This window comes from Hyphomicrobium facile (assembly GCF_900116175.1).
In the GTDB taxonomy this organism is placed as follows: domain Bacteria; phylum Pseudomonadota; class Alphaproteobacteria; order Rhizobiales; family Hyphomicrobiaceae; genus Hyphomicrobium_B; species Hyphomicrobium_B facile.
Genome location: NZ_FPCH01000002.1, coordinates 1310131 through 1323007, shown reverse-complemented (window position 1 = coordinate 1323007; position 12877 = coordinate 1310131). Strand labels below are relative to the sequence as shown.

The 12877-nt window shown below is 61.7% G+C and carries 12 protein-coding genes; 2 read left to right on the top strand and 10 right to left on the bottom strand.

The genetic code is table 11. From position 1 onward, the window contains the following. The 9 genes from BM399_RS13055 to BM399_RS13015 form a co-directional block, all read right to left on the bottom strand. Positions 1–519: sugar phosphate nucleotidyltransferase (locus BM399_RS13055; protein WP_244531112.1), on the bottom strand; the 519-nt coding region annotated here is incomplete at its 3' end. A gap of 209 nt (positions 520–728) precedes the next feature. Beyond that, positions 729–2726 carry an ATP-binding protein gene (locus tag BM399_RS13050; protein ID WP_092868090.1) on the bottom strand — a complete coding sequence of 666 codons (1998 nt, stop codon included), beginning with the start codon at positions 2724–2726 and terminating at the stop codon, positions 729–731. Between the two features lie 22 nt (positions 2727–2748). Then, a complete protein-coding gene (locus tag BM399_RS13045) occupies positions 2749–3582 on the bottom strand; it encodes a sensor histidine kinase (protein WP_244531220.1) in 834 nt (277 codons plus the stop codon). Between the two features lie 270 nt (positions 3583–3852). Beyond that, complete coding sequence (locus tag BM399_RS13040; protein WP_092868239.1) at positions 3853–4578, bottom strand: energy transducer TonB family protein; 726 nt, start codon at positions 4576–4578, stop codon at positions 3853–3855. A gap of 17 nt (positions 4579–4595) precedes the next feature. Then, on the bottom strand, positions 4596–5045 hold the full coding sequence (locus tag BM399_RS13035) for an ExbD/TolR family protein (protein ID WP_092868088.1): 450 nt from the start codon (positions 5043–5045) through the stop codon (positions 4596–4598). Further along, positions 5045–5710: a MotA/TolQ/ExbB proton channel family protein gene (locus BM399_RS13030; RefSeq protein WP_092868087.1), complete on the bottom strand. Its 666-nt coding sequence runs from the start codon at positions 5708–5710 to the stop codon at positions 5045–5047. The genes BM399_RS13035 and BM399_RS13030 overlap by 1 nt, the downstream gene beginning before the upstream one ends. Positions 5711–5725: 15 nt before the next feature. Next, on the bottom strand, positions 5726–6184 hold the full coding sequence (locus tag BM399_RS13025) for a hypothetical protein (RefSeq protein WP_092868238.1): 459 nt from the start codon (positions 6182–6184) through the stop codon (positions 5726–5728). Between the two features lie 358 nt (positions 6185–6542). Then, entirely contained in the window at positions 6543–8168 is a 1626-nt protein-coding gene (locus BM399_RS13020) for a tyrosine-protein kinase domain-containing protein (RefSeq protein WP_092868086.1), read from the bottom strand. 171 nt (positions 8169–8339) lie between these two features. After that, a complete protein-coding gene (locus BM399_RS13015) occupies positions 8340–8717 on the bottom strand; it encodes a hypothetical protein (RefSeq protein WP_092868237.1) in 378 nt (125 codons plus the stop codon). Positions 8718–8927: 210 nt separating this feature from the next. On the opposite strand from BM399_RS13015, the gene BM399_RS13010 reads away from it, so the two are divergent. Then, positions 8928–9896: a 2-hydroxyacid dehydrogenase gene (locus tag BM399_RS13010; protein ID WP_092868085.1), complete on the top strand. Its 969-nt coding sequence runs from the start codon at positions 8928–8930 to the stop codon at positions 9894–9896. A gap of 203 nt (positions 9897–10099) precedes the next feature. Here the strand turns inward: BM399_RS13010 and BM399_RS13005 are convergent, their stop codons facing one another. Beyond that, complete coding sequence (locus BM399_RS13005) at positions 10100–11440, bottom strand: amidase (RefSeq protein ID WP_244531219.1); 1341 nt, start codon at positions 11438–11440, stop codon at positions 10100–10102. Positions 11441–11674: 234 nt separating this feature from the next. Between BM399_RS13005 and BM399_RS13000 the strand changes: the two genes are divergently transcribed. After that, positions 11675–12877: a pyridoxal-phosphate-dependent aminotransferase family protein gene (locus tag BM399_RS13000; RefSeq protein ID WP_092868083.1), complete on the top strand. Its 1203-nt coding sequence runs from the start codon at positions 11675–11677 to the stop codon at positions 12875–12877.

Genomic DNA, 12877 nt, shown 5'->3' with positions numbered 1-12877 from the left:
CGCATGACCGTCGAAGCCCGCGAGCGCCGCGCCGCGCTTGATGTAACCGTAACCCGTATGCGGTTCCGTCGGCTTGATGCCGAAGAGGACGAGCTTGCCCGTCGCCGCGACCTCCGCCGCGCGCCGGATGTTCTTAGCGAACGCCGCGCCGTCTTCGATGACGTGATCGGACGGCATGACCGCGAGAACGGCGTCCGGATTGTCGGCAAGCGCAATCAGCGCCGCGACCGCGATGGCCGGCGCCGTGTTGCGCGCGATGGGCTCGAGCACGATGGCGCGCGGCTCGAGGCCGGCGCGTTCCAACTCCTCGCGCACCAGAAACCGGTGATCGTTGTTGCACAGCAGGATCGGTCGCTCGAAACCCTCAGGCGCCGGCAGCCGCCCGAGCGCCGCGCCGAGGAACGACGCGCTTTGACCGTTGAAGAAACGAATGAACTGCTTCGGATACATCGCCCGCGACAGCGGCCACAGCCGCGTCCCCGAGCCGCCCGACAAAATGACTGGGTAAATATTGCTCATCGAGAAATGGTGTCCCCCAATATCAATGGTCAACGTCTATGTAGCGCACAAACGGCCTTCAGGAACATTCGCGCAAATTAATAGGAAATCCGCGCGACGAACGAACGCCGATCGGACGCAACGTGTACGGCCCAAATGCGACAGCTGTGCAGAAGTGCCTGTACAAGACCTGAGCCAGGCACCCAGGGGGCGCCCGGAGGAGCCACAAATCAGCCGAGCGGACGCGTCAGGCGTTCGCGCAGCGACCTGAGTGATTCAGCCGACGTAGATGGTTTGGCGCCCTGATGCGAAGCTGTGGCAGCGCCCGAGCCCGAGGAGGCACCCGAAGGGAGCGCCGGCGGCACTTCGCGGCGGGGCAGCGGCATGCTCGGCCGTGGAACGGCGGACGTGGTCCCGTAAGGCGTCGGCGCAATCGGCATTTTATGTCCCGGAACGCTCGCATCGTGAGCGGCGTCATGGACCTCCGGCCCCGCACCCTGATGCGCGTTGCCGTGAAAGCCCAGAGCATCCGCCATCATCGCGAGATGCTGCGATCCATCGTTGTTCGCCGGTATGCCGGAAGCGCGCCAGCGCTCGACGATTTGATCGAGGAAGCCGTCGTCGCCGAGAGACTTCTGCCACCGCTCCGAGAAGTTCGCAGTCGATGACTTTGGCAAGCAGCGCTTCGGCAGTTCGTCGAACTTGATCCGCACCGGCAACGCCATGCCGTCGCCGAACGCGATCGCTTCGCGCTGCCCAAGCGAGGGCAGGAATTCCAGAAGTCCGGCACCGGTGTCGGCGACGGCCGAGGCGACGATCTCCTGGTCGCGGTCGTTCGACATGCGAAGAGCAAAGACCGTGTTGCACTGGGAAAGAATGGTCGGATCGATTTCCGCCGGGCGCTGCGTGACGATGCAAAGCGAGGCGCCGTATTTCCGGCCTTCCTTGGCGATCTTGGCAATCGCGCGCTTGCAAGGCTCGAAGCCGAGCGTCGAGTTCGCGGGAACGTAACGATGCGCTTCTTCGCAGACGAGCGTCACCGGCACCTGGCCCTCGCTCCACAGCGCGAAGTCGAACGTCATACGGCACAGAACCGAAACGACGACGTTGACGACTTCCGACGGGATGCCGGTCAGTTCGAGGATCGTAATCGGCTTGTGGTTGACGGGAACCCGGAAAATTCGGCCGAGCACCTGGGTCATGCCGTCATAAACGGTGAGCGATCCGAACATGAAGGCATAGCGGCCGTCTTGCGAGATCGTCTCGATCCGGTGCTTGAGAATCCGGTAAGGCGCGAGGTCTTTTCGGTTCTCGAGTTTGCCGAGCCGTTCGTCGATCAACAGCAGCAGGTCGGAGATACGATAGGGAACGGGCGTGTCGACCGTGTATCGGCTGGAGTCCGAGTAGCCGCGGCGGAGCTTCGCAGGCTCGGCTGCGCGGCCGCTATTGTAGCGCGCCTTGGCAATCGGGATCACTTCCTGAAGGATCTCGATCTCGGCCTTGCGATCGCTGTCACCGACGAGAACTTCTTGAAGTTCCTCGAACGTCAGAAGCCAGTAGGGCAGCTGCATGTTCCGCGGCGAGATCACCTCGGCCCATTCGCTGAATGCCGTCGCATATTCGTTGTGAGGATCGAGCAAAACGATGTGCGCGTTCGGGTTCTTTTCGACGATCGATCTGAGGATCAGCGCCGTCGTGCACGATTTGCCGGTGCCCGTGGTGCCGAGTATCGCGAAATGCTTGCCGAGCAGTTCGTCGACACGGACCATCGCGGGGATCGTGCTGTCCTGGCGGATCGTGCCGACACGCACCATCGCGCCGCTATCGCCGCAGAATGTCGCTTCGAGCTCTGTCCGCAATGCGAGGCGAACCCGGTCGCCGAGCGCCGGATAGCCGCTGACGCCACGGTTGAATTTGGGCGCCTTGCTTTCGCCGGCGGTCGTCAATTCGCCGACGAGACCGAGTTCCGCGATCCAGACCTCGGTGTCGCCCTCGCGTTGCGATGGGACAGGAACGCTCAACGCCGAAACAATGGCGAGCACGGTCGTCCGGCTGGTTTCGATCGCGAGCAGCGTTCCCATTTCGGGCCGGCCATCCGGCGAACGGGCGCGCAGGTCGCCGGCGCCGTCGAGCAAGACGATCGCCTTCGATCCAGTGACCGAAACGATGCGGCCGATGGAGGTATCGGGACCGCCATTCATCTGAGTTGAGATACTTGTGCCAGCCATACTGATCCGGATCTCGGGCCTGTTAAGCGCCGTTGGCAAACATTTGCGTAGAGTCGACCGCGCTCACATCGTCCCGCGCCGGAAGGTTGATGACGACCTCCGTGCCGGTGCCTTTCTTCGAACGGAGTTCAAGTGAACCCCCGTGCAGCTCGACGAGCGCTTTGGCGATCGGCAAGCCGAGACCGGCGCCCTCCCGCCAGCGCGAACGGCCGCCGTCCACCTGCCCGAACGGCGTCATGGCGATAGCGATTTCTTCTTCGGTCATGCCGACGCCGCTGTCGCGGATGGCAATGATGACGCCGCCGCTGTTGGTCCGCCGCGCGCTCACGTCAACCGTGCCGTCTGCCGGCGTGAACTTGAGAGCGTTGGCAATGATGTTCGTGAAGATCTGGCGCAACTTCTCGGCGTCGCCGCGGATGGGGCGCAAATCAGGCGCAATGCCGAAGCGCAAATCCGTTTGCGCTTCGCTCGCCATCGTCCGGAACGATGTGATGCTGCCGGCGAGAATTTCGCCGACATTCACCTCGCGCGCGTCGAGCGAATATTTTCCGCTCTGAATTTTGGAGATATCGAGAATATCGTTGATGACCGAGAGCAGGTGGCCCGCGGCATCATGAATGAGCGTCGCGTATTCGACGATCTCTTTGTCCGGCAGGCGGCGCTGCTGATGCTGCGTCAGGAGCTTCGAAAAGCCGATGACCGTATTCAACGGCGTCCTGAGCTCATGGCTCATGTTGGCGATGAATTCGGATTTTACTTTGCCGGCAAGCTCCGCTTCGATGCGCGCGGATTGCTCGGCGACGCGCGCGCGATGACGCAGAACGGCATCGCTCAAAAGCGACGCATACTCGTTCATCAGGGAGTTGGATTTGGCGGTTCCAACTGAGCCAAACATCATATTGCAGCCTAACGCAGTGCTGAAAGCCGATTCAATCTAGGGGCGAGTAGCTAACTCGAGGTTAATCCAAAGCCCCGCCGCTTTCGGGCTGCTGCCGCAACTCGAATGACTTCGGAAAAATGACAATCCACGGTTGCCCGCCGGCTCCCCGCCGGTGGCGCGAACCCGCACGAGTTGTCGCACGGGCAGCGCGATCTAATGGATCTATTGCAAGTGCAACAGAAACTCTTACCGCATGATGAATTTGAACGGCTGGGTGAACGCCAGCGGCTTTACGCTAACTTCCGGCGGGATCGGCGGGAAGGGTGCTGCGCGGTCGATAGCCGCCGTCGCGGCGTCGTCGAGAAGCTTCGAGCCCGAGCTTGTCGCAATTTCCTTGGAGAGCAGCGTCCCATCGACGCCGATCGTGAATTTCATCACGACGGTGCCGGCAACCGTCGTACGCGGATTGACCTTGGCACGCTGCACATGATCGTTGATCTTGCCGAGATAGAGACCGAACTCCCGGGCGTTGCCGCCCGACTTCGCTTCGCCCGAGCTCTGCTCGGTCACGATCGCGACCTGCTCGGGCTGCGACTTCGTCTCTACAACCTGCGGCTCCGGCGGCGGAGTTTCGAGCGGTGGCGGTTCATCGGTCTTTACGGCGTCCGCCTCGACATCGCTGGCGTCGGACGTGATGACGTCGCGAAGCTCGTCCGGTTTGACTTCTTCCGGAGGCTTCGACTGCTGCTCCTGGACAGGAACGATCTCGGTCGTCTCGATGGTCTCCATCGCGTCGCCGAGCTTCGATATGCCCTCCGTCGCGATGCCTTGCTGGACGAGCACGATGTCCGTGCCTTTACCGAGGTCGAGAGCTTCGAGATTGGAATTTTGCAAATCAGGCAGCATCCCATAGCCGATCGACCCGTGGATCAACAGGGACAGAAGAATGGCGGTCGCTCGCAACACGTTCATTCCGGCGGCTCTGGGCATCAGTTCTTAACGGTTTCTCCCGAGGGCGAAGGCTGGGAGAGAAGGGACACGCGCGCGTAACCCGACTCGCCGACGCGGCCCAAAAGCTCCATCACATCGCCATAGGCAATTTTTCGATCCGCGCGCACGTACACGACGCCGTCGCCCTCGCTCGACTTGATCTGCATGAGGCGTGATACGAGCGTATCGCGCGTTACCTCCTCATCGCGGATGTAGAGCTTCCCGTCGGGCGCAAGCGAAACGACCATCGGCTTTTTCTGCGCGCCGAGTTTCGATGCCGATGTCTTCGGCAGATCGAGCGGCACGCCTTGAACCATCAGGGGCGCAGCGACCATGAAGATGATCAACAGCACGAGCATCACGTCGACGAACGGCGTGACGTTGATCTCGGCCAGAGGTTTGTAGCTGTCGCCGTCATCGCCCGACGAGCTGCCAACGGACATTCCCATCAGTTCACACCCTCAACGCCGCGGCGGGAAAGCGTACGCGCCAATCCGACGATGGCCGGCGCAACCCGTTCCGAAGCACGGCCGAGTGCGACCGTGATCTGGTTGTAGAAAATGACGGCCGGGATAGCGGCTGCGAGGCCGACGGCCGTTGCGAACAACGCTTCCGCGATGCCGGGCGCGACGACGGCCAAGCTCGTATCTTTCTGCTGAGCGATAGCCGTGAACGAATTCATGATGCCCCAGACGGTGCCGAACAATCCGATGAACGGCGCGGCCGATCCGAGCGTCGCCAGAAACGGCAAGCCCTGCTCGATGCTCTTCAGCTTGCGCTTGACGGCGGCGCGCATGGCGACTTCGAGGCGGTCGCGCACCTCGCCGGACGAAGCAGCGTCCGCCCCCTCGGCCCATTCGGTCCGGGCAGCGTCGCCCACGGCACCGACCAGGCTGTTCGGACGGCCCGAAGGAATAGTGCCGGATTTGCCGTTGGCCTCGAGAACGCGGATCTCGCGATTGACCAGCCACACGCGAATGAACTTTTCGAACGCCATCGCCCAGCAAACGACCGAGGCCAGCAACAGTCCGACGATAATGGACTTCACGACAATATCGGCATGTTGGAAGAGGCCGAGGATCGACAAGTCTCTTCCGATAATTTCTTCGGTCATCAGGTGGTCACCGGGTTACTTGGAAAGTTGGACGTTCGTCAGGGTCGAGGTCTTGAGGCTTTCGAGACATCCCGAAACGGGCCCGGCTTCGGCCTTGCAATCCATGACATCGTTGATGAGAAGCGAGCCGATCTTATCGCACTGGATTCCATCGATCTCGAAAAGCTTCACGGATTTCTTTTTGGGCCTGAGCGGCGCCAGATCGATCGAAAACCGCCGCCCGATGACGCCATCGGTTTGAAACAGCACGAGATCGATCTTGAACGACTGATAGGTCGTCTCGCCCGGGTTGTTGACGACCATATAGGCGCGGCAACCCTTCTCGGAACTCTCGAGTTTGTTCAACTCTACGTGGGTCGCGGGCGCTGTCGAAGCCGGGGTAGCGGCCGGATCGGCAACAGCGTGTGTCGCCAAAGCACCGATCGGCAGAACGAACGCATACGCAAGGCAGTGACGCTTGAAAGCTCTGATCACGCGATGACCTTCTCTTAGCGAACGAATGTCGGATTTCCGCAAACGCGTGTAGCGATTTTGCTGTTCGGTTACCAGTGTGAAATTCGTAAGTATTCGTTGATTGAGACGCCCATGAGGACCTGATTTAGAACCATTTTCAGGTCGCGAGATGGCAAGCGGCAAGAACTGTTTTTTGCGGCCGCACTGCATCGAGAATTATTCCCGAGATGCATGAGCAAGAATTCCCGCGCTGGCCTCGAACAGAGTTCGTCGGACGAAACATCCGCGACGATGCCGAGCAACAGCCGACTATCGATACGCAAGAAAAGAAAACCACAGCGGGAGGTTGTTTTGCGCGTCGCGAGCGGCTGCCGGATTGTCAGGCGGCGCGGGGCATCGACGTCATGCGTGCGGCTCGGCGGATTTCATCGAAAATCGCAGCGAAGCTCATGACGCCGACCGATTGATCCTCGGCGACGTCCGTCAGTACCGCGCCGACGACTTTCTTCTGGTTGGCCTCGAGCAACGTCAGCGCTTTTTTAGCGAGCGATCTCGGTGTCCGGTGCCAGGCGGTCAGAAATACGATTTCGTCGGCGAGTTCCGCGAGCACGCGTGCGTCCGAGATCGGCACCAAAGGCGGCGCAGACAACACGATGATCGGAAACCGCGACTTGAGACCGGCGATCGACCTCGAAAATTCCAGCGACCGGATGGCTGTCGCCACCGCGAGAGGGATCGGCGTGGGGCCCGACGCCGGCAGGAAATGCAAGCCCGTGAGATTATCGCGCAAGATTACGTCCTCGATCGGCGCGCGCGCGGCGATCTGATCGAGAAGCCCGCTGGAATTCCGCGGCGTCAGTTCGCGCGTCAGGCTCTTGCCTCGAAAATCGCAGTCGACGAGGAGGGTCTCTTGCGCGGAGACCGCGAAGTAATGAGCGATGTTCGACGCGAAACTCTCCGAGCCTTCGTCGGGCAGGGCGGATGCAACCAAGATCACGCGTGAGGCTTCATCGCTTTTGCGCTGTCCAAGCTCGCGGCAGACCTTTCGCACGGCCTCCGCGTAGACGCATTGCGGCTCGGCGACGATCATCCGCGCGCCCCGCGCATTCGCTTTCGGATCGGAATGCGCAGTCACCGCCGGAATGGAGATCATGTGCGGGCAGGCGAGCGTTTGTTCGACTTTTCGCGTCTGCCGCAACGATTCCCGCTCGAGCCAGAGCGCGAGCAGCAGCGCCATCAACAATGTCGATCCGGCGGTAATCGCAACGATGCGCACGCGCCTCGGTCCTGCCGCGCGGTTCGGTGCACCGGCAGCCGCCACAATGCGCGGTCCGGCGAGCGGACTGCTAAGTCCATACTTGTCGATAAGGGATGCAAACATGCGCTCGGAAGCGGTGAGTTCGCCGGACTTCGTCGCAGGTGTGCGATCCTGGGCGATGGGTGATCGCTGTTGCGCGAGGTATTGGTTTGCGATCGCATTCGCGATGCGAGCGGACTTTTCCGCATTTCTCGTCGTGACCAGCACGGTGACGAGGAATGTGCTGCGGACGCGGCTGATGCTCAGCCTGTCGTTTATCGCCTGGCGCAGAGCTTCGCCCGGCGCCGGACGCGTCAGAAATCCGGTGAGGTACGACCATAGCGAACGCTTGTTGAGTTCAGGATCGTCCGACAGCTGAAGCTCGGCGATAACGCGGTCGATGATCTGCGCCGACCGCATGAAGTCCATTTGCTTCTCGATCTCCCGGCGCTCGGCTTCGGAAGCGAGCGTATCGGCCCGGGCAGGCACATTGGCGGACTTGCTCGCAGGTCTCTGCTGCGGGTCCGTCTGAATGAGAGTCGAAGCTGTGTACCGGTCGGGAATGAGGGCGACGATGGCCGCGGCGAGCAACGCGGTAATGACCGGCAAAACCACGACGGCCTTGGCGCGCTTGACGATGGCCGATCGGGCGCCCGGGAAGCCAAGCCCCATGCCGCGCCGCGCTGGTAATGCCGTTTCCTGGCTCATCGTCCCGTAGTGCCCGTGAAGTCCGGGCGCCGTGTATGTTCGCCCGCGTGCCCGGCAATGCCGAATCACTCGCTATTGTCAGGATCAATTATGAACAGGGCTTTATTGGTTAAGTTTTTACGGCCCGCCGCGGCATCTGCACCGAAATTGCGATAGCGCAGCGAGAGCCGACTAGCGCAGTGAGAGTTTCGCGCCGCCTTCGTGGACGTCGTAGGCGCACCGGGCGCTGCGGCCACCGGCCGACGACGTCAGAATGAGATGCGGATCGCGGTAGCGCTGGTTCCACAGGGGGTTCTGCGTATCCCAAATCGCGACGTCGATATCGGGATTGCCGATCACGGCCTCGATTTGCGAAGGGGCCGCCCATTGAGCCGGCGCCTCGTCACGAGCCCCCGTAGCACGCTTCGGAGCATTTCGGCGGCAGACCTCGATAGCGCGCTCGCGATAGGCTTCGACAACCGCGTCGCTCATGGCGGCCCGATAGGCGCGGTCCTGAAACCAGACCTTCGCGCCCGCAAGCACCACCAAACCAAGCAAGATTGTACGCATGACGTTTGTCCGAGGCCCGAAGGCGCGCCAATCGATTGGCCGGCCCATAATATCCGGCCCGCATTCTGGGCCCGTCTTGGTGAAAAAAGCGTTTCGCTTCGGCCGGTTGCGGTGCAGCGCAGCGGCGTAGCGGGCTTGTCAGACCCCGTTTCGTGGGGCACAAGCGGTGCCTGCGATCAACCGTCCGATCTCCCGGAGAACCCTCACCTCATGTCGAAAAAGAAGATCCTGATTACCTGGCCTCTGCCTGAAGCCGCCATGGCCCGCGCCCGAGAGACTTATGATGTTATCGCGCATGGTGATAACCCGAAGATCACCGTCGATGAGATGCTCGAGACGGCCAAGTCGGTCGACGCGATTCTGTTGACCCTCAACGAGAAATGCCCGGCGCCGGTGATCGAGAAGATCCCCGAGAACATCAAGTGCATCTCGACGTTCTCGATCGGCTTCGATCACATCGATCTCGAAGCTTGCAAGAAGCGCGGCATCAAGGTTGGCAACGCGCCGCACGGCGTGACCGTCGCGACGGCGGAAATCGCCATGCTGTTGTTGCTCGGTTCGGCACGCCGCGCGTCCGAAGGCGAGAAGATGATCCGCACGCGCTCCTGGCCCGGCTGGCAGCCGCTGCAGCTCGTTGGTCAGCGCCTCGACAACAAGAACCTCGGCATCTATGGCTTCGGCAAGATCGGCCAGGCGCTGGCGCAGCGTGCGCGCGGCTTCGATATGAACATCCACTACTACGATATTTATCGCGCGAAGCCCGAGGTCGAGGCGAAGTACAACGCCACCTATCACGACAGCCTCGACAGTCTCTTGAAGGTCTCGCAGTTCTTCTCGATCAACGCGCCTTCGACACCGGAGACGCGCTACTTCTTCAACAAGGACGTGATCGAGAAGCTGCCGCAAGGCGCCATCGTCGTGAACACGGCGCGCGGCGACCTCGTCAAGGACGAGGACATGATCGCGGCGCTGAAGTCGGGTCGCTTGGGCTACGCCGGCCTCGACGTATTCGCGGGCGAGCCGAAGATCAACGAAGGCTATTACGATCTGCCGAACACGTTCCTGTTCCCGCATCTGGGATCGGCGGCGATCGAAGCGCGCAACCAGATGGGCTTCGAAGCGCTCGACAACATCGACGCCTTCTTCGCCGGCAAGGACATGCCCTTCAAGCTGGCTTAAGTCCCTTCATCGCGACATTCAAAATGGCCGGGGCTAGCCCCGGCCATTTTCTTTTTTGGCCCTTTTCGAGGATGTTCTGAGGCGGTTCCCATAACCACCGTCATCCCCGCGTAGGCGGGGATCCGTCCAAACATCAGTTTGTGATAAACCTTCGGCTTGGATGGATCCGGCCTTCGTCGGGATCCCCGCGCGTCGAGCGAAAGCTACGGTGCGCGACCTTGCTGCATCAGCCACGCCGCGGCACTGAGCAGCCGGGCATCATCGCCCCGCGCGCCGACAAGCTGCACGCCGAGCGGAAGCCCATCGATTTCGAGCAGCGGCAGCGAGATGCAGGGCATCTCGAGGTAAGTCCAAAGCCCGTTGAACATCGGACTGCCCGTGCCGCCGAGCCCCACCGGCGCAACGCCCGCCGCCGCAGGCGTGACGATAGCGTCGTAGGTATCGAGGATCGGCCGCAGCGCCGCGTAGAGAACATCCTGCTTCTTCCGCGCAGCGTCATAGTCCGCTTGCGAAAACGTCCGCCCCTCCGCAATGATCTCCTTGAGCTTCGCCGACACGCGATCGGGATTGGCGTCGGCGATCGGGCCGTAATTCCGCGCGATGTCGGAAAACTGCACGATCTGTTGCAGACGCAGGATCTCGTCGAACTCCGGCGGCAACGGCGTCTCGACAATTCCGAAGCGCGAAGCAAACCGTTCGAATGCCACGCGCATCGCCTCGTCGCCCTGCGGCCACGCAGTCGTTTTGACGAACGCCAGCCGCGGAGCGCGTGAGCCGGGCGACTTGAGAGCCGCCAAAAGCGAAGGCTTCGCCCCCGCCGTCATATCGCCGTCGGCCGCATCGAAGTCGCTCATGCAATCGAACAAGAGTGCGATGTCTTCGACCGATCGCGCGTAGCCGCCGAGTGTGTCGAGCGGCGGCGATTGCGCCAGAACGCCGGTGCGGGACGTATATCCGAACGTCGGTTTGAAGCCGATGACGCCGCAATAGGATGCGGGCCGGATGACGGAACCGGCCGTCTGCGTTCCAAGCGCAAGAGGCGCTTGCCCGTCCGCGACGGCCGCCGCCGATCCCGACGAAGAGCCGCCCGGTGTCCGCGCAGGATCGTGCGGATTGCGCGTTTTTCCGGGACCGAAGAACGCAAGTTCCGTCGTCACCGTTTTGCCGAGCACGATCGCGCCTGCGGCTTTGAGCTGGGAAACGACGAACGCGTCACTTGATGGTTGCCGCCCGGCGAAGACCTCCGAGCCGAGTTCCGTCGGATAGTCCTTGGTATCGATGACATCCTTCACGCCGACCGGAATTCCCGCGAGCGGCGGCATCGCTTCTCCGCGTGCTCGCCGCGCATCGCTGGCGCGAGCAGCTTCGAGCGCCTTGCCCGCGTCGAAGTGCGCCCAGGCGCCAACATCTTTGTCGCGTTCTGCGATCCGTGCGATGTATGTGCCCACAAGATCCGCCGACGTAATATCGCCCGCGACCAACGCCTCGCGCGCTTCAGAAGCCGTAAGATGTTCGAGGTTCGTGCTAAAGTCTGCTTTGGTCACTTGGTCGCTCTCCGTCTCGGTCGGTGGCGCGGCCATCGTGGCTGGCAAGCTGGCGCGCGTGTCAAATATCGCGGCCTTTACAGGAAAGAAGCATTTTTTCTCAGTTGCAGCCCTGCCGAGACAAAAAGCGCCGCGGTTCGGTCGATCCGCGGCGCATCCAGACAATTGTATCTGACGCGGTTCGGTACTAGGACAGCCCCAGGACGAATAAAAAGATCCTTGAGGACTATTATAATGACGAGAGAAAATCGCCGCCCTGGCCGCCACTTTTTGCAGATCCCGGGGCCGACGCCCGTGCCGGAGCGCATTTTGGCGGCAATGTCGCGTCAGATTCTCGATCATCGCGGCCTCGAGTTCGGCGTGCTCGGCAGACGCGTTCTGAGTGGCATCAAGGGTCTGTTCAAGACCCAGAGCCACGTCATTATCTATCCGGCATCGGGATCGGGTGCTTGGGAAGCGAGCCTCACCAACACGCTGTCGCCGGGCGACAAAGTGCTGATGTGCGAAACGGGCCAGTTCGCTGTACTGTGGGAAGCCATGGCGCGCCGCCTCGGTCTTGAGACCGAGGTCATCCCGACCGACTGGCGCATCGCCGCCGACGCCAATCTGATCGAGAAGAAACTCAAGGCGGATACGGGCCACAAGATCAAGGCTGTTTGCGTCGTCCACAACGAAACGTCGACGGGCTGCCTCACGCGGCTCGATGAAGTTCGCAAAGCGCTTGACGCCGCGAAGCATCCGGCACTGCTCATGGTCGACGCGATCTCTTCGCTCGGCGCCGCCGATCTCCGCCACGACGAGTGGGGCATCGACGTCACCGTTGCCGGTTCGCAGAAGGGCATGATGATGCCGCCGGGATTGTCGTTCACGGCAATCAGCGCCAAGGCGATCGAAGCTTCGAAGGCGGCTCAGCTCAGGAAGTCTTACTTCGCCTGGGACGAAATGCTGGCGTTGAACGCGACGGGCTACTTCCCCTACACCCCGGCGACGGGCTTGCTCTATGGTCTCGCCGAGGCGATCGACTTGATCAACGACGAAGGCCTGGAGAACGTCTTCGCGCGTCATCAACGTCTGGCGGAAGCGACGCGGCGCGCGGTTCAAGCCTGGGGCTTGGAGATCCAGTGCCGCGATCCGAAATATTATTCACCCGCTGTGACGACGGTCGTCGTGCCGGAAGGCCACAACGCCGATGCCTATCGCAAGATCGTGCTCGACAACTTCAACATGTCGCTCGGAACTGGCTTGAACAAGATCGCTGGCAAGGCGTTCCGCATCGCCCATCTCGGAGATACGAACGAGCTGACGGTCCTGGGCGCGTTGACCGGCGTCGAGATGGGCTTCGAACTCGCAGGCATTCCGCACAAGAAGGGCGGCGTTGCCGCTGCGATGAGCTACATCGCCGAAACGGCAAACGCTGTGAAGGCGGCCGCTGCCTAA

Bases quoted from the DNA above. Each gene is read 5' to 3' on its own strand.
- BM399_RS13000 (WP_092868083.1), top strand. From the start codon at position 11,675: ATGACGAGAGAAAATCGCCGCCCTGGCCGCCACTTTTTGCAGATCCCG.
- BM399_RS13040 (WP_092868239.1), bottom strand. From the start codon at position 4,578: ATGAACGTGTTGCGAGCGACCGCCATTCTTCTGTCCCTGTTGATCCAC.
- BM399_RS13030 (WP_092868087.1), bottom strand. From the start codon at position 5,710: ATGACCGAAGAAATTATCGGAAGAGACTTGTCGATCCTCGGCCTCTTC.
- BM399_RS13045 (WP_244531220.1), bottom strand. From the start codon at position 3,582: ATGAACGAGTATGCGTCGCTTTTGAGCGATGCCGTTCTGCGTCATCGC.
- BM399_RS13010 (WP_092868085.1), top strand. From the start codon at position 8,928: ATGTCGAAAAAGAAGATCCTGATTACCTGGCCTCTGCCTGAAGCCGCC.
- BM399_RS13035 (WP_092868088.1), bottom strand. From the start codon at position 5,045: ATGGGAATGTCCGTTGGCAGCTCGTCGGGCGATGACGGCGACAGCTAC.
- BM399_RS13015 (WP_092868237.1), bottom strand. From the start codon at position 8,717: ATGCGTACAATCTTGCTTGGTTTGGTGGTGCTTGCGGGCGCGAAGGTC.
- BM399_RS13020 (WP_092868086.1), bottom strand. From the start codon at position 8,168: ATGAGCCAGGAAACGGCATTACCAGCGCGGCGCGGCATGGGGCTTGGC.
- BM399_RS13050 (WP_092868090.1), bottom strand. From the start codon at position 2,726: ATGGCTGGCACAAGTATCTCAACTCAGATGAATGGCGGTCCCGATACC.